Origin of the sequence: Streptomyces chrestomyceticus JCM 4735 (assembly GCF_003865135.1) — a bacterium.
GTDB classification, from domain to species: Bacteria; Actinomycetota; Actinomycetes; order Streptomycetales; family Streptomycetaceae; genus Streptomyces; species Streptomyces chrestomyceticus.
Map to the genome: position 1 here is coordinate 2,776,779 of NZ_BHZC01000001.1, position 16,130 is coordinate 2,792,908.

14 protein-coding genes and 2 pseudogenes are annotated in these 16,130 nt (G+C 70.7%); 9 read left to right on the forward strand and 7 right to left on the reverse strand.

The genetic code is table 11. The annotated features are described in order from the left end of the window. Positions 1-25: 25 nt before the first annotated feature. The 6 genes and pseudogenes from trmD to proS all read right to left on the reverse strand — a co-directional run bounded on the left by trmD (position 26) and on the right by proS (position 4,727). A pseudogene (trmD, locus tag EJG53_RS11330) lies at positions 26-834 on the reverse strand (tRNA (guanosine(37)-N1)-methyltransferase TrmD). After that, on the reverse strand, positions 834-1,442 hold the full coding sequence (gene rimM, locus EJG53_RS11335; protein WP_125044743.1) for a ribosome maturation factor RimM: 609 nt from the start codon (positions 1,440-1,442) through the stop codon (positions 834-836). Before rimM ends, trmD begins: the two are co-directional and overlap by 1 nt. A gap of 195 nt (positions 1,443-1,637) precedes the next feature. Further along, positions 1,638-1,877: an RNA-binding protein gene (locus EJG53_RS11340; protein ID WP_003980229.1), complete on the reverse strand. Its 240-nt coding sequence runs from the start codon at positions 1,875-1,877 to the stop codon at positions 1,638-1,640. 2 nt (positions 1,878-1,879) lie between these two features. After that, on the reverse strand, positions 1,880-2,317 hold the full coding sequence (gene rpsP / locus EJG53_RS11345; protein ID WP_030018410.1) for a 30S ribosomal protein S16: 438 nt from the start codon (positions 2,315-2,317) through the stop codon (positions 1,880-1,882). Positions 2,318-2,472: 155 nt separating this feature from the next. Beyond that, entirely contained in the window at positions 2,473-3,063 is a 591-nt protein-coding gene (locus tag EJG53_RS11350; RefSeq protein ID WP_003980231.1) for a hypothetical protein, read from the reverse strand. Between the two features lie 248 nt (positions 3,064-3,311). Then, the gene (gene proS, locus EJG53_RS11355) at positions 3,312-4,727 is read right to left on the reverse strand and encodes a proline--tRNA ligase (RefSeq protein ID WP_125044744.1); all 1,416 of its coding nucleotides are present in this window, start codon (positions 4,725-4,727) and stop codon (positions 3,312-3,314) included. Between the two features lie 219 nt (positions 4,728-4,946). On the opposite strand from proS, the gene EJG53_RS11360 reads away from it, so the two are divergent. The 9 genes and pseudogenes from EJG53_RS11360 (at position 4,947) to EJG53_RS11400 (ending at position 14,321) form a co-directional block, all read left to right on the forward strand. Continuing rightward, a complete protein-coding gene (locus EJG53_RS11360; RefSeq protein WP_125044745.1) occupies positions 4,947-5,822 on the forward strand; it encodes a methyltransferase domain-containing protein in 876 nt (291 codons plus the stop codon). 402 nt (positions 5,823-6,224) lie between these two features. Further along, positions 6,225-7,172 (forward strand): GntR family transcriptional regulator YhfZ, encoded by a 948-nt coding sequence (yhfZ, locus tag EJG53_RS11365; RefSeq protein WP_125044746.1) that lies wholly within the window; start codon positions 6,225-6,227, stop codon positions 7,170-7,172. Positions 7,173-7,319: 147 nt separating this feature from the next. Then, complete coding sequence (locus EJG53_RS11370) at positions 7,320-7,691, forward strand: PRD domain-containing protein (protein ID WP_125049316.1); 372 nt, start codon at positions 7,320-7,322, stop codon at positions 7,689-7,691. Continuing rightward, a complete protein-coding gene (locus tag EJG53_RS11375; RefSeq protein ID WP_125044747.1) occupies positions 7,688-8,044 on the forward strand; it encodes a DUF2620 family protein in 357 nt (118 codons plus the stop codon). Before EJG53_RS11370 ends, EJG53_RS11375 begins: the two co-directional genes overlap by 4 nt. 98 nt (positions 8,045-8,142) lie before the next feature. Continuing rightward, positions 8,143-9,558, forward strand: a complete 1,416-nt coding sequence (locus tag EJG53_RS11380; protein WP_125044748.1) for a YhfT family protein — start codon at positions 8,143-8,145, stop codon at positions 9,556-9,558. 36 nt (positions 9,559-9,594) lie between these two features. Then, a pseudogene (locus tag EJG53_RS11385) lies at positions 9,595-10,515 on the forward strand (phosphotriesterase family protein); the annotation flags it as partial. Positions 10,516-10,738: 223 nt separating this feature from the next. Beyond that, the gene (locus EJG53_RS11390) at positions 10,739-11,881 is read left to right on the forward strand and encodes an aminotransferase class V-fold PLP-dependent enzyme (RefSeq protein ID WP_125044749.1); all 1,143 of its coding nucleotides are present in this window, start codon (positions 10,739-10,741) and stop codon (positions 11,879-11,881) included. A 5-nt stretch (positions 11,882-11,886) separates the two neighbouring features. After that, on the forward strand, positions 11,887-13,074 hold the full coding sequence (locus EJG53_RS11395; protein ID WP_125044750.1) for an alanine racemase: 1,188 nt from the start codon (positions 11,887-11,889) through the stop codon (positions 13,072-13,074). Beyond that, positions 13,071-14,321 carry a phosphopentomutase gene (locus EJG53_RS11400; RefSeq protein ID WP_125044751.1) on the forward strand — a complete coding sequence of 417 codons (1,251 nt, stop codon included), beginning with the start codon at positions 13,071-13,073 and terminating at the stop codon, positions 14,319-14,321. The genes EJG53_RS11395 and EJG53_RS11400 overlap by 4 nt, the downstream gene beginning before the upstream one ends. A gap of 110 nt (positions 14,322-14,431) precedes the next feature. Here the strand turns inward: EJG53_RS11400 and ffh are convergent, their stop codons facing one another. After that, the gene (gene ffh, locus EJG53_RS11405) at positions 14,432-15,988 is read right to left on the reverse strand and encodes a signal recognition particle protein (protein ID WP_125044752.1); all 1,557 of its coding nucleotides are present in this window, start codon (positions 15,986-15,988) and stop codon (positions 14,432-14,434) included. Positions 15,989-16,130 lie beyond the last annotated feature (142 nt).

Sequence of the window (16,130 nt, forward strand, 5' to 3'; positions counted from 1 at the left end):
CGCGCCGGACGCACACAGCAGCGGCCTATTCTTCCACGTCGTCGGTCGTACGCCCAAATCGACCGCCCGTTCCCTCGGCCCACCCGAGGATCGAGAGGGTCTCGCGGTCCTTCTTGTCGAAGGCGGCCGGGTCGGCGCGCTCGATGAGGTCGGGGCGGTTGCGGTCGGTACGGCGGAACGCTTCGTCCCGGCGCCAGCGGGCGATCTTGCCGTGGTGCCCGCTGAGCAGCACCTCCGGGATGCCGCGGCCGCGCCACTCGGGAGGCTTCGTGTAGACGGGGCCTTCCAGGAGGTCCGCCATCGCGCCGGGGGCGAAGGAGTCGTCCTGGTGGGAGGCCGAGTTGCCCAGCACACCGGGCAGCAGCCTGGCGATGGCCTCGACCATCACCAGGACGGGGCCTCACCGCCGGCCAGGACGTAGTCGCCGATGGAGACCTCGCGGACGTCCACGCGGTCGCCGTACTCCTCGATGACACGGCGGTCGATGCCCTCGTAGCGGGCGGGGGTGAAGACCAGCCAGGGCTTCTCGGAGAGCTCCACGGCGAGCTGCTGGGTGAAGGGCTTGCCGCTCGGGGTGGGGACGACGATGACCGGGTCGCCCTCCTGGGAGTCGATGACCGCGTCCAGCGCCTCGCCCCACGGCTCGGGCTTCATGACCATGCCGGGGCCGCCGCCGTACGGTGTGTCGTCGACGGTGTTGTGCTTGTCGTGGGTCCATTCCCGCAGGTCGTGGATGCGGACGTCCAACTGGCCGCGGGCGCGGGCCTTGCCGACCAGGGAGACGTTCAGCGGTTCCAGGTACTCCGGGAAGATCGTGACGACGTCGAGCCGCATCACACGTCCTCGCCGGTGCCACGGGCCGGGGTGGTGCCCTCCGTCTTCGGGGCCGCGGCCGCGTCGGACGCGTCGCGGGCCGAGGCCACCTCGGCCTGGCTGTCGTCGAGCAGGCCGGGCGGGGGGTCGATGACCGCCTTCTGCTCCGCCAGGTCGATCTCCGGCACGATCTCGGAGACGAACGGGATCATGATCTCGCTGCCGTCCGGGCGGCGGACGATCAGCAGGTCCTGGTAGGGCAGGTGGGAGATCTCGGCGATCCGGCCGACCTCGGTGCCGTCGCGGGTGACCACGTCGAGGTCTACGAGCTGGTGGTCGTAGAACTCCTCGGGGTCCTCGGGGACCTCTTCGGGGTCGACCTCGGCGATCAGCAGCGTGTTCCGCAGCGCTTCGGCGCCCGTACGGTCCCGTACGCCCTCGAAACGCAGCAGCAGGCGCCCGCTGTGCACCCGGCCGGTCTCGATGGTCAGCGGGCCGGTTGCGGGCGGGTCCGTGGCCAGTACGGCGCCGGGCGCGAGCCGCAGCTCCGGCTCGTCGGTACGCACCTCGACGGTGACCTCGCCCTTGATGCCGTGGGCGCGGCCGATCCGCGCGACTACCAGCTGCACAGTGCCCCTCTTCGCGGCCGGCCGCCCGCCGCTCGCCGCGGTGGCGGTCCTCGCCTCGTGATTCGTCAATCGGTGGTAACGGTCATACGTGCATCGTCGCAGATGCCTACGACAACGGGCCGGGGCGAGCCGTAGCCCTCCCCGGCCCGTGCCGGTACTGCCTGGTCCGGGGAGTGCCCGGTACCCCGGTTCTGCTCAGCGGACCTGGTCCACGTCGACGAGGTCGACCCGGATACCGCGGCCGCCGATGGCGCCTACGACCGTCCGCAGGGCACGCGCGGTGCGGCCGTTGCGGCCGATCACCTTCCCGAGGTCGTCGGGGTGGACCCGGACCTCCAGAACGCGCCCGCGGCGCAGGGTGCGCGAAGCGACCTGCACGTCGTCGGGGTTGTCGACGATGCCCTTTACGAGGTGCTCGAGGGCCTCCTCGAGCATGATCAGGACTCGGTCGACTCGGAGGTGGACTCGGCCTCGGCCTCGTCCGCCTTCTTGTCAGCCTTCTTCGCCTTCGGGGTGATCGCCTCACCCTTCGGCTCGTCGCCGTCCTTGGCCAGAGCCTCGAACAGGGCGCTCTTGTCGGCCTTCGGCTCGGCGACCTTCATCGGCGCCGGGGCGGGCAGGCCCTTGAACTTCTGCCAGTCACCGGTGACCTTGAGGATGGCCATGACGGGCTCGGTCGGCTGCGCGCCGACACCCAGCCAGTACTGGACACGCTCGGAGTCGACCTCGATGCGCGACGGGTTCTGCACCGGGTGGTACAGGCCGATCTCCTCGATCGCCCGGCCGTCACGGCGGGTGCGGGAGTCGGCGATGATGATGCGGTAGTGAGGCGCGCGGATCTTGCCCAGACGCTTCAGCTTGATCTTGACTGCCACGGGAGTGGTGTCTCCTGGTCTTGACGTGGTTGGGCACAACGGGATGCCACGTGGGGTTGCGGTACTCGGGTGCCCGATGGACGCGCCAGCCGGAGGAGAGAGGGGTCCTGTGCGACTGTCGAGTACAGCTGACCATTGTGCCACACCACTCCAGGTCAGCCGACCGCAGCGACCTCGGGAATCCGGAAGGGCTTGCCGCAGCCGCCGCAGACGATGGGCGCCTGCGCCAGCACGGACGGGACGACCCGGACATTTCGCCCGCAATCGCAGACGGCCTTGACGCGCACGCCACCGCCGGAGGAGCCGTGCCGTGCGGCCGGGCCTCGGAAACTGCGGGCGCTGTCGGCCGTGGTCGCGGCGGAGTGCGCCTTGAGGGCTCTGGCGAGCCGCTCGATGGTGGGGCGGTAGCGCCTTCTGGCCTCAGGGTTGAGCGTGACCAGCGAGAAGCCGCTGCTCGGGTGCGGCTCGTCGACGTGGTCGAGGCCCAACTCCTCGGCGATGGCGAGGAATCGGCGGTTGTGGTAGCGGCCGGCGCGTGAGGTGTCGCGGACGCCGCGGGCGGCGGCGATGCCGTGGACTGCCTCATGCAGCAGCCGTTCGAAGGAGAGCTCGGCCCCACAGGCGGACGAGGACTCTCCGATCAAGGACTCGGGCGCGGCCAGGTCCGGCAGCTCGGGGTGGTGCCGTTGAATGTCGGCCCACGCGAGCGCCAGTTCGGCGGCGAGAACAGGCGGTGTCGTGCTCACGTCGTGACAACGAGCCGGGCCCATCCAGTGTTCCGATTACGGGGCATCTCAAATAATTTGCACGTACCGGTCAGTTTCTGGTCATGGGTTTCGAGGACGGCGTGTGCGCAGAACTGCGGAGAAGGCGCGCGTCGGGTGGCAAGCCGGGGCGTACCCGCGCGTACGCCCCGGCGCGTAAGAGATGGGTACGCGCCGGGACAACCGTTGCCCGTGGGCCGCGGCGTGCCACCAGTGGAGCCCGGTGGGGCTCAGTAGGCGCGCGCGACGACCGCGATCGTACCGGGGGTGTCGTCCGCGTCGGGCACCGACCCGTCCTCGGCGACCAGACACCGTACGGTCGTCGCCCGCTCGGCGAGCCGGGCCTCTCCCCCGGGGCCGAGTGCCGCCCACGGGATACGGGCCCAGCCGCCCGAGGCCGCCGCCTCGACGGCCTCCTCGACCGTCGTCACGTCCGTAGTGCGCGACTGCCGGCGCTCACGGGATTGCCGCAGGAGGAGCGCCTGGTCCCCCTCCAGGAAGGCGGGGAGCAGGGAGGCGAGCGCGTCGAGCCGGACCGGTTCCTTGCCTCCGGGGATACGGCGGACGAGCACCGCGGTGCCGTTCTCCAGGTCACGCGGGCCGACCTCGACCCGGATCGGCACGCCCTTCAGTTCCCAGTCGACCGCGCGGCGCCCGAAGGGGATGTCCGTACGGTCGTCCACCTGGACGCGTACCCCCGCCGCCCTCAGGGTGTCGCCGATCCGCCGGACCTCGGCCCGTACGGCGTCGTCGCCCTTGACCGCGAGGACTACGGCCTGCACCGCGGCCAGCCGGGGCGGGACGCGCAGGCCGTGATCGTCACCGTGCGACATGACCAGCGCTCCGATCATGCGGGTGGTGCTGCCCCAGGAGGTCTGCCAGACGAGTTCCTGCGTGCCATCCTTGGAGAGGTACTGCGTGTGGAAGGCGCGCGCGAAGTTCTGGCCCAGTTCGTGGCTGGTGGCCATCTGGAGGGCCTTGCCGTCGCCCATCATCGCTTCGAGGGTGAGGGTGTTGATGGCGCCGGCGAACCGTTCCGTCGGGGTCTTGCGCCCGGCCACCACGTCGACGGCGAGCACGTTGACCATGAAGTCGGCGTAGACGTCCCGGTGGATGCGGGCGGCGTAGTCGCGGGCCTCCTCACAGGTGGCGTGCGCGGTGTGGCCCTCCTGCCAGAGGAATTCCGTCGTCCGGAGGAACACCCGCGGCCGCATCTCCCAACGGACGACGTTGGCCCACTGGTTGATGAGCAGGGGGAGGTCGCGGTAGCTCTGCACCCACTTGGAGAAGTACTCGTTGACGATGGTCTCGGAGGTGGGCCGGACGACGGCCGGTTCCTCCAGTTCCTTGCCGCCGCCGTGGGTGACCACCGCCAGTTCCGGCGCGAAGCCCTCGACGTGCTCGGCCTCCCTGGTCAGGTACGACTGCGGGATCAGGAGCGGGAAGTAGGCGTTCTGGGCGCCCGCTTCCTTGATGCGCGCGTCCACCTCCTGCTGCATCCGTTCCCAGAGCCCGTACCCGTACGGTCGGATGACCATGGTGCCGCGCACCGGCCCGTTGTCGGCCAGCTCGGCCTTGCTGATCAGATCCTGGTACCAGCGGGGAAAATCGTCCGCCTGGGGCGTGAGAACGGGAGCCTTTGCCATGGCGCGCATGGTAGGGGCGCGACACCTGGTACCGGCAAACGAAATTGCACCCCGGCGCACTGAGGGGCGCGCGGGAGACAACCCCGGCGCAACCCTGGACTCCGGGCCGGATGGGGAGTTGTCTGGAATGCGGGGGCGCACGACGCGAACACAGGGGCGGGACACGGGGGAGATCGACCACTGACAGCTTCGGGTTCTCGGCGGATTGGGGCGCTTTCGATGACACCCACGCTCGTACGGCATCACCTCCGGCAGTCCGGCTCTCCCGGTTCTCACGACCCGTCCGCACCGGCCGGCTCCTGTGGACGCGCCCGCGACTGGGCCGAGATCCAGGAACGGATGCTGGTGCCGCTGTACGAGGCCGTCTACGACCGGGTGGATGTCGGCCCCCACACCAGGCTGCTGGGCCTGGGGTGCGGTTCCGGGCTCGCGCTGCTGATCGCCGCGGCCCGCGGAGCGCAGGTCTGCGGCGTGGACGCGGACCACGAACGGCTGGATCTGGCGCGGGAACGGCTGACCCCCGACTCCTCGCGCGAAGCCCGCGGCGACACGGCACCCGCCACGGTACTGGCGTGCGGCGGCCCCGAGCGGGCGGCCGCCCCGGACGGCTCGGCGTTCAATCTGGTGACGGCCTTTCACCCGGTTGGCTGTGTCAGCAGCGTCGAAGGGCTGACGGCTTCGCTGGTGACGGCCGCCGGACTCGCGGAGCGCGGCAGCCCGGTGGTACTGGGCGGCTGGGGGCCCGTGGAGCGGTGCGCCACGGCGAGTGTGCTGCGGGTGGCCCAGCGGCTGGCGGACCCGTTGCGCACGGCGGGCGGCTGGCGGCCCAGCGGCCGGGACGATCTTGAGGATCTGGCCGACCGCACAGGACTGCGGCCCGACGGGTCGGGGCGGGTGGCCTGCCCGTTCGGTTACGGCAGTCTGCCGAGCGCGGTGCGCGGGCTGCTGTCCACGGGGCTGTTCGACGCGGCGCTGGAGGTCACCGAGCAGGCTCAGGTGGAGAAGGAACTGAGTGAGGCGCTGCATCCGCATCAGCGTCCGGACGGCACGGTCTGGATGGCTAACGTGTTCCGCTATCTCATCGCTCGTACGTGACCCTTTCGGCAGCGATTCCTTCCGCCGCGATTTCCTCGGCCTTTCCGCTGCTTCGGTCCGTACCGCTTCCGCTGCTTCGGTCCCTTGCTCTTTCGAGTCTTTCGGCTCCTCGGGGGCTTGCAACGCTGTCGGCTCGTCCAGCCCGCCCAGCTCTTCTGTCCCGTCGGGACCTTCCGGCTGCTCCGCCTCTTCCGGCCTTCTGACCGTCAGGCCGGCCGGTTCTCCGCCGGGCCCCGCCCGCCCCGTCGCTGGCACGCGACAGGGGTGACCGTGGCCGGCCAGCCGAGCCCGGCGGCGCCCCCTCCCCCGTCCGAGCCGAGAGCGCGCGTCAACACCGAGGCGCCAGGCATTCACCCGTGCGAGGTATACCCAATATCCAGAATTCTGTTTACTGTCGTTTCCATGAACAGCATCGACGAACGGTTCCTGACCCGCAACGGGCACGCCGCCCGGCGCCTCTCCGCACTGCTGATCAACCAGCCCACCGAGGGCGACGCCGCGCGACTCCCCCGGGTCCGCGACCTCGCCACGGAGCTCGGGGTCGGCAACGGGACGGTGCAGGCCGCGCTCCAACTGCTGGAGGAGACGGGCGCACTAGAGACCGTGGCCCGTGGGCACCTCGGCACCTTCCTGGTGCGCGCGGACCGCGGCATACTGTGGCGCCTCGCCGGGCTGGGCACCGTCCTCGCCGCGATGCCGCTACCCCACTCGCGCCGTCACGAAGGCCTTGCCACCGGCCTGCGGACCGCCTTCGAGGAGGCCGGCGCGCCCTTCGCCATCACCTTCATGCGCGGTGCCGCCTCGCGGGTGTCCGCCCTGCTGGACGGCAAGGTCGACCTGGCGGTGCTGTCCCGCTCCGCTGCCGACCGGTTGATGGAGCAGCACCCCGTCGACCTGATCGCCGACCTGGGCCCGGCCACGTACGTCGGGGGGCACGGGCTGCTGCTGCGGCGCGGCGTCCAGCTCGACACCGACGGCCTGCGGGTCGCCGTGGACACCACGTCGGAGGATCAACGAGCGCTGGCCGAGCGGGCGTTCGCCGACCGTGAGGACGTGACGTGGCTGGAGAGCTCGTTCATACGGATCCATGACCTGTTCGCGCAAGACCGGGCCGACGCCACCGTCTGGAGTCTCGACGAGGTGCGGGGGCAGCTTGGCGACGAGGTGGAGGTGCTGCCGCTCGGTGACGAGATCCCCGGCGATCTGTCGCTGCGGAATTGCAGCGCGGCACTGATAGCCCGCAAGGAGGGCAGCGAGGCACTGGCTGCCGTGAGCGGATCACTCGATCTTGGAGCCGTCACCGGTCTCCAGGACGAGGTGCTGCGAGGGGAGCGCATTCCTTCCTACTGAGACGGCCGTGGCGGCTGCGGCCAGGGGAGAACGAGCTGTCTCCCTAGGACCGAACGGGTCACCGGGTGCCTGCCCGCAGGCGCTCCCCACAGCTACAGATCGATGCGCAAGACGCCGAATTCTTCTACCGACCACCAGGGGACGGGCATGGAAGCCCTGCTCGCGCAACGGATCCGGATCTTCGTGGAGAGCGGTCAGGTGCGGTCCGAGGTCGCTGATTTCGTACGGACCGAACTGGACGCGTTGGCCGCCGACGAGTGCGTGGTCACCGAGGAGACCGCGGGAATGCTCACCAGCCATCTGCTGATGGCACTGACCCGGCTGCGGGACGGCGAGCCGGTGGAGGGGTTCCGTACCGACGACATAGCGGCGGCGGAACTGGCCGACCACCCCCAGGCCCTCCGGCGGGCCCACGCCGTCTCCGTACGGGCCGAGAGCGCCTTCGGTTCTCCGTTCCCCGAATCCGAGATCAACTTCCTGGCGATGCATTTCGCCCTCCTGCGAAGGGACACACCATGACGATCATCCTCACCGGCGGAGTCGGCAAGGCCGAGGTCGCGGACGCCGTGGAGCGGCTGGCGCCGGCCGGCGTCGAGGTCGTGGTCTGCAACGACATGGACGCGGCAACACGGCTGCGGGCCGGCCGGGCCGACTACTTCCTCGGCACCTGCCAGACCGGAGCCGGGGCGTCGCTGGGCGTGCTGGTCGGGCTGATGGGATCCGCCGTCTGCCACACCTTCGGCCGCTCGGTCCCCTCGGAGGACGAGGTCAATGCCTTGCTGGACCAGGGCAAGAAAGTGTTCGGCTTCGCCGTGGACCAGATCCACGCGGTCACGCCCAAGCTGGCCGGAGCCATCGCCGCCCGCACCTGACCGCATCTAACGGTGCCGGGCCGGCCACCGGCCCGGTGCCCCCGGCCTGCGAGGGCCGTACGACCCGATGACCTGCCAGGGCACAAAGGAGTGACCCCGTGAGCAGCACCGTCTTCGCCGCGAGCACCGGTCTCGACTTCCCGCTCGCGCAGCAACTGACCGTCGTGGCCCTGTGCGCGCTGACCGCGTTCCTCTCACACCTGGCGCTGGCCGTCTTCAACGACGGTGTACGCCCTTTCATGCTCGACTTCGTCCAAGGCCGTACGACCCGGAGCGCCACCACGGCGGTGTCCTTCGGGCTCTCCGCCGGATTCATCTTCGGGCTGGGGGCGCCGATGGCGCTCTCCTCCGGGGTGCTCAATCCCTGGCTGCTGTTCCTGCCCACCGACGTGCTGGGCATCCTCGCACCGGAGAAGTGGCTCGCGCCGCTGCTCGGCGGCGCGTGGGGCGCGGTGGTCGTGTTCGGGCTGGACGGGGCCAACGATCTCGCGCACGATCTGCCGGTCGACTTCCTGACGGCCATGCAGCAGATGGCGACGCCGATCCTCTTTCTCTTCACGCTGTTCCCGGTGCTGGCGATCACCAGACAGTTCGGGAGGCTGCGCGGGGCTCTGGCGGGTGGGGTGGAGCTGGCGCTCGTGGTGCTGACGATGAAGGTGTGGCCCGAGGTGTTCGCGGGGGCACCGGCCATGGCGGTCGGAGTGCTGCTTCTCATCGGGTTCGCGGTGGCGAAAGACGTGCGTCAGCGCCGGGCGGAGCGTGACACGGCAGCCGTGGTGACGTCCACGCGCGGGCAGGCTCCGGGTGATCCGGTAGCCGGGAAGGGAGCGGCTTCGGGTGGTCCGGGCGTCGGTGGGACGCCAGGCGAGGTGGATCCGATGGTGTCGTTGTTCGGCTCCAGCGCGGCTCGGTTGCGTCGGCACCTGCCGTTGTTCATGGTGCTGGGTTCCGGTGTCTGTCTGCTGGCCCAGTTGCATGTGTTCGGCGGTGGGGAGGCGACCAGTTTCCTGATCGCCAAGGGGCAGTACGCGGAAGCGGCGCAGGTCGACTTCTACCGGGCGCTGGGGTTCATCCCGCTGATCGCCACCACCGCGCTGGCCTCGGGGGCGTACGGCATCGTCGGTTTCACCCTCGCCTATCCGGTCGGTTACCTGCTGCCGAGTCCCTGGCTGGCGATGGTCTGCGGGGCGTTGATCTTCGCCGGTGAGGTGCTGGCCCTCAGTTGGATCGGGAAGGTGCTGGGCGGGCTGCCGTCGGTGCGCGACTCCTCGGAGCACCTGCGTGCCGCCATCGGCGACACCCTGCAACTGGCCATCCTCTTCGGCTCCTTGCTGGCGGCCGAGGCCATGGGCGGCGGGCTGGGGATTCTGATAGCCGGCGGGCTCTATCTGCTGAACGAGGCAGTGGGCCGGGTGGTGGTCCGGATGGCCGCCGCTCCCGCTGCAGTCGTCGTCACCGGCATCATCCTCAACCTCCTCCACTGGCTGCACCTCTTCACCCCGGTCAAGAGCTGAGCAGGCGTGCAGGGGACGTCAGGAAGGCAGTGCGTGATGAATTCTCTTTTGCGGACCGTCACCGGGCCGCTGTCCGTCAGCGCCGTGCGGGGTCCCGTACTCGCCCATGAGCATCTGGCCCTGGACCTCACCCGGGCCACCGACCGCGCGGCTTTCCTGGGCGCCCGGCACGCCGCAGCGGTGGCAGATGAACTGGCTGATCTGCGGGACCAATTCGGGCTAACGCTGGTCATCGAGCTGACCTGCCGTGGCATGGGGCGGGACTTCGCGGCGCTGGCGCGCATCTCCCGGGCGTCGGGGGTGGCGGTTGTCGCGGGTACCGGCTGGTACCACGAGCGATTCCACCCGGCTGAGGTGGACGGCGCGAGTGTCGAGGAACTGGCCGACATCCTGATCGAAGAGATCACGGGTGGCCCGGGCGGCCACGGTGTTCTTCCCGGCGTCATCGGGGAGGTCGGCAGTCATGGCCGTACGCCGAGCGGGCCGGAGGTCCGTACGCTCACCGCGGCCGCCCGCGCTGCCGTCACGACCGGACTGTCGCTGGCGACCCATGCCCAGTTGGGATTCGGCGGCCCTGCCCAGTTGGAGCTGCTGACCTCGGCCGGCCTGGCGCCGCACCGGATCAGCGTCGGGCATCAGGATCTGCGCGACGATCCCGTGGCTCATCGGGAGCTGGCGGCGGCGGGCGCGTACGTAGCCTTCGACACCATCGGCAAGGAGCACTACCAGAGCGATGCCACCCGGCTGCGGTCACTGCTCGCGCTGCTGGAGGCCGGACACGCCGATCGCGTACTGCTCAGCTGCGACATCTCCCGGCACAGCTATCTGACCGGTACGGGAGGCCAGGGGTACGGGCATCTGTTCCGGTCGTTCCTGCCGCGTGTGCGGGCCGCCGGGGCCGACGAGGACTTGATCGACCTGATGACCCGTCGCAATCCGCTGCGTTTCCTGACCGGAGGTGATGACGGCGGAGACGGAGATGCAGGCGGAGCAGCCGAGTCCCGGACAGCGATGCGGCCGGCCGGGCAGCCGGGCACGGTACCGGGCCCTGGCCTCCGCGGTTTCCCTGGTCTCCCTGGTGCCGGAACAGCACTTGGTTCCGGGGCCGCCTTTGATCCCGTGGCGGTTTCCCACCCGCCTTCCGGCACCGGAAGTGCCGGGCGGGGTGGGAGGTGGTGACATGAGTGTGCGGCTGCCCAGGACGTTTCCGTTGCCGACGGTCTCGGTGGAGGACGCGGTGGCGAACCAGTTCCGGCTGGTGGAGTGCGTGGCCCTGCATTTCGAGGGCCGTCAGCTCTTCGAGGCGGACGCAGGGGTGGTGCCGGGGCTGGGCCGCCCGCGCACCACCGCGCGGGCCGAGGCCGTCCTCGCGGACTACTTCGGGGCTCCTGCGGCGGCGCTGGTGCAGGGTGCGGGGACGGGCGCCATCCGGGCCGCGCTCGCCGCTGTGGTCGGCGCGGGTGATCGACTGCTCGTGCACCGTGCGCCGGTCTACCGCACCACCGGTGTCACCCTGCGCGGACTGGGCATGGAGGCCGTCGAGGTGGACTTCGAGGACCGTGCCGCGCTCGACCGGGCTCTGTCTTCCGGCCGGTTCCGATGGGCCTTCGTGCAGCACACCCGGCAGCGGCTGGCGGACGCCCACGACCCGGGCGCAGTGCTCGCCGCCTGCCGGGCCGCCGGTGTGCGCACCATCGTGGACGACAACTACGCGGTCTTCCGGGTCCCGGCGTGCGGCGTGGAACTGGGCGCCGATGCTTCCTGCTTCTCGCTGTTCAAGCTGCACGGCCCGGAAGGGGTGGGAGCGGTCGTCGGTGCGCGCGACGTGGTGGAGCGGGTTCACGACGACAACTACTCGGGCGGCGGCCAAGTGCAGGGGCATCAGGCGCTCGATGCACTGCGGGCGCTCAGCCATGTACCGGTGATGTGGGCGGTGCAGTCCAGGACGGGTACGGAAGTCGCCGAGCGGTTGGCGGCCGGGGAAGTGCCCGGTGTTGCCGAGGTGCGGATCGCCAATGTCCAGGACCGTTGTGTGCTGCTGAGGCTGGACCGGCCCGTAGCTCAGGCGGTGCCGGGGGTCGCGGCCCGGTACGGGGCCGCGCCGTACCCGGTCGGTGCCAACTCCCGGTACGAGATCGCTCCGCTCGTCTACCGGATGTCCAGCTCGGCCCTGGAGGACGCGCCGGAGCTCGCCGACTGGACGGTACGGGTCAATCCGATGCGGGCAGGTGCCGACCTGGTCATCGACATCCTCCGCCGCGCGCTGCGGGACCTGGACGCCGGCGCCGCACCCGGCGATCCCGTATCCGGGGAAGGGGGCTGACCACGATGTTCCTCGACGCTGTCCTCGCGCGTAACCCGCAGCTGGTCGACCACGCCGTCGAGCTGCACCGCACCGGAAGGGTCCAGCCGGACACCTATGTCATCGATCTGGATGCCGTCGAGGCCAATGCCGCACTGCTGGCGGCAGAGGCGAGTCGGTGGAGCCTCGGCCTCTGGCCCGTGGTCAAACAGATCGGCCGCAACCCCGAACTGATCCGGGCCGTGGCCCGGCACCTGCCCCGCTTCGCCGCCATCGACGCACCGGAAGCCGGCGCCCTGCACGCGGCAGGCGCGCGGTTCGGGAATGTGGGCCACCTGGTGCAGATTCCGCACCGCGCGCTGCCCGAAATGCTCGCCTGGCGTCCCGAGGCGGTGACCGTCTTCGATGTGGCCAACGCCCGAGCCGTCTCGGAGGCCGCCCGCCGACTGGGCTGGGTGCAGGACATTCTCGTACGGATCGAGGGGGCGCCGGGACTGGTTCATCCCGGGCAGGAGGGCGGTGTACCGCTCGGTGGGCTGGCGGAGTTCGCGGCCGAGGTGGAGGAGTTGCCCGGGGTCCGTGTCGCCGGGGTCACCGGGTTCCCCTGCGTCCAGTGTGTTCCCGGGGCCGGGCAGCCGCGTCCCACCGCCACCTTCGCGCGCGTCCGCGAGGCCCTAGCGGTGCTGGCCGCCCGCGGGCACCCGGACCTGAAGCTGAGTGCTCCGGGCGTGACCTGCGCAGCCACCCTGCCGCTGCTCGCCGAGCTGGGGGCCACACACGGCGAGCCCGGCCACGCCCTCACCGGAACCACACCGCTCCACGCCGTCGATCAGGGCCAGCCGGAACGGCCCGCCTACGTCTACGTCACCGAGGTCATGCATGTCCTCGCGGACGGGCGGCCCGCTCTGCTCGGTGGCGGCTTCTACTCCAGGTCGGGGGTCGAATCGGCGCTGATTCCCCGTACCGGCGCCCGGCTCGCCGTCCAGCGGGCCCCGGCGGAGAACATCGACTACTACCGTCTGCTGGCTCCCGGTGACGCCCGGCCCGGCGACACCGCCGTCCTCGCGTTCCGTACCCAGGTCTTCGTCACTCGCAGTACGGTCGCCGTCGTCGCCGGCCTCGCCACCGGTTCCCCGCGGCTGATCGGCTGCCACGACGCGCTCGGCCGACCGCTTCCGGAGGGCTCGGTCGGGAAAGGCACGGGTAGGCCATGAGCAGGGTCGTCATCGTCGTGATCGACGGCTTCGGGATCGGGGCGATGCCCGACGCGGACACCCAGCGCCCCGGCGACGCCGCCGCCGACACGCTCGGGCACCTCCTCGACCGGCACCGCGCGGCCACCGGCCGACGCCTGCCGCTGCCCACGCTGGAAGCTCTCGGTCTCGGCCTCGCCCACCCTCACCCGGACCTGCCGCGGGAGCCGTCCCTGCCGGTGGCCGCGGGCCGCGCGGCTCTCGGTTATCCGGGGGCGGACACGTACGCCGGGCATCAGACCATGATGGGGGCCGACTGCAGCGGGGTGACGGTGGCCCGGCTCGCCGAGCACCTCGACGAGGTAGCCGTGGCCCTGCGGGCGAACGGGCACGGCACGGACCGCCTCGACGGGCGTCCCTTGCTGGTGGTGGACAGGCGGATTCTCGTCCACGACAACCTGGAGGCGGACCCGGGCGTCAACTGGAACGTCTCCGGCTGCTTGGCGGACGTCTCGTTCGCGGACGTTCTCCGCATCGCCCAGGTGGTGCGCTCGGTGGCGCCCGTCGCCCGGGTGATCGCCGTGGGCGGCCACGCCGACGCTCCGCTGCCCGCCTACGTACGGGAGGGCGCCCTCGGCACGGTCGGTCTGGACACCCCGGCGAGCGGCTTCTACCGGAACGGCGGGCTGGCGGTGCAGCACCTCGGCGCACCGTTGGACCGGGGCCGCCGGCTGCCGGAGCTGGTGGCGGGCGCGGGTGTCCCCGTCACGCTCGTAGGCAAGGCCGCGGAGGTGCTGGCCTGCGACGCGGCGGTGCGCCGCCCTGCCGTGGGCACCACCGACGTCTTCGCGCTCACCCTCGACGCCCTCCGCCGGGCTCCGGGCACGGCACTGATCGTCAGCAACGTCCAGGAGACCGACCTGGCGGGGCACCAACAGGACGCCCTCAGGTACGCCGCCGTGCTCCGGCGGACCGATACGGGTCTGAGCACACTGCTGCCGTTGCTCTCCTCCCCCGGCGACCGTCTGATCGTCACCGGTGATCATGGCAACGACCCGGTGATCGGTCACGCCTGTCACACCCGGGAGTACGTCCCGGTGCTGATCCACCGCCCTGAGGCCGTCCGGCCGGACCGGCTGCCGACGGCCCGGACCTTGGCGGACGTGGGGGCCACAGCGGCGGTTGCCCTGGGGCTGGGTGCCACCGCCCTCGGCAGCGGCGCTCCACTCCTCAGGCCGGCGGCCGGATCGGCGGGTGTACCGACATGACCGTACGGACGAGCCCCCGGCCGGGGCTCCGGCCAGGGGCTCGATCACACATCCAAACGCCGTGCACGGCCCCGGAGGCGGCGGGTGCCGCCCGGGGGCCGGTGCGGGCGTCAGCCCATGAACTTCTTGAACTCGTCGGGCAGTTCAAAGTTCTTCGCGTCGTCGCCCTGCGGCAGCCCCAGCGGATTGCCGGACTGTGCGGCCTCGCGGCGGGCGGCGGCTGCCTCTTCCTCGGCCTTCCGCTTCATCGGGTTGCCGCTCTTGCGCTTGCCCTTGGCCTGCTTCTGCTGCTTCTTCTTCTTGGCGCCGCCACCCATGCCCGGCATCCCCGGCATGCCAGGCATTCCCGGCATGCCGCCGCCCTGGGCCATCTTCGACATCATCTTGCGGGCTTCGAAGAACCGCTCGACCAGGTTCTTGACCGCGCTGACGTCGACACCGGAGCCCTTGGCGATACGGGCGCGGCGCGAGCCGTTGATGATCGTCGGCTCCTGGCGCTCGGCCGGCGTCATCGACTTGATGATCGCGGCCGTACGGTCGACCTCACGCTCGTCGAGGTTGTTGATCTGCTCCTTCATCTGCCCCATGCCGGGCAGCATCCCGAGGAGCTTGGAGATGGAGCCCATCTTGCGGACCTGCTCCATCTGGGCCAGGAAGTCGTCGAGCGTGAAGTCCTTGCCCTTGCTGCTCGCCAGCTTCGAGGCCATCTTCTCGGCCTCTTGCTGGCTGAAGGTCTGCTCGGCCTTCTCGATCAGCGTGAGCATGTCGCCCATGCCGAGGATGCGGGACGCCATGCGGTCCGGGTGGAACGCGTCGAAGTCGTCCAGCTTCTCGCCGTTGGAGGCGAACATGATCTGCTTGCCGGTGACGTGCGCGATGGAGAGCGCGGCACCACCGCGGGCGTCGCCGTCCAGCTTGGAGAGGACCACGCCGTCGAAGCCGACGCCGTCGCGGAACGCCTCGGCGGTGTTGACCGCGTCCTGGCCGATCATCGCGTCGACGACGAAGAGGACCTCGTCCGGCTTGACCGCGTCGCGGATGTCCGCGGCCTGCTGCATCAGTTCCTGGTCGATGCCGAGGCGGCCGGCGGTGTCGACGATGACCACGTCGTGCTGCTTGGAGCGGGCGAACTCGATCGAGTCCTGAGCGACCTTGACCGGGTCGCCGACACCGTTGCCCGGCTCCGGCGCGAAGATGGCGACGTCGGCGCGCTCGGCGACGACCGAGAGCTGGTTGACGGCGTTCGGGCGCTGCAGGTCACAGGCGACCAGCAGCGGGGCGTGGCCCTGCTGCTTGAGCCAGTTGCCGAGCTTTCCGGCGAGGGTCGTCTTACCGGCACCCTGCAGACCGGCCAGCATGATGACGGTCGGCGGGTTCTTGGCGAACCGCAGCCGGCGGGTCTCGCCGCCGAGGATGCCGACGAGCTCCTCGTTGACGATCTTGATGACCTGCTGGGCGGGGTTCAGCGCCTGGGAGACCTCGACGCCGGTCGCCCGCTCCTTGACCTGCTTGATGAAGGCGCGGACGACGGGCAGCGCGACATCGGCCTCCAGCAGGGCGATCCGGATCTCGCGCGCCGTGGCGTCGATGTCCGCCTCGCTCAAGCGGCCTTTGCCCCGGAGGTTTTTGAAAGTACTCGCCAAGCGGTCGGAAAGCGTATCGAACACGGCGGTCGTCGATCCTCGGGGTCGGGGGCAGGGTCAAGTCGGCTTCTAGGGTATCCGCACAGGCAAGCAACGTGTCCCTGCCCGCCGGGGAAGGGCGCCGGGGCAGGCCCCCGTACGACGGCGGGCCCGGTGCGCAACCAGC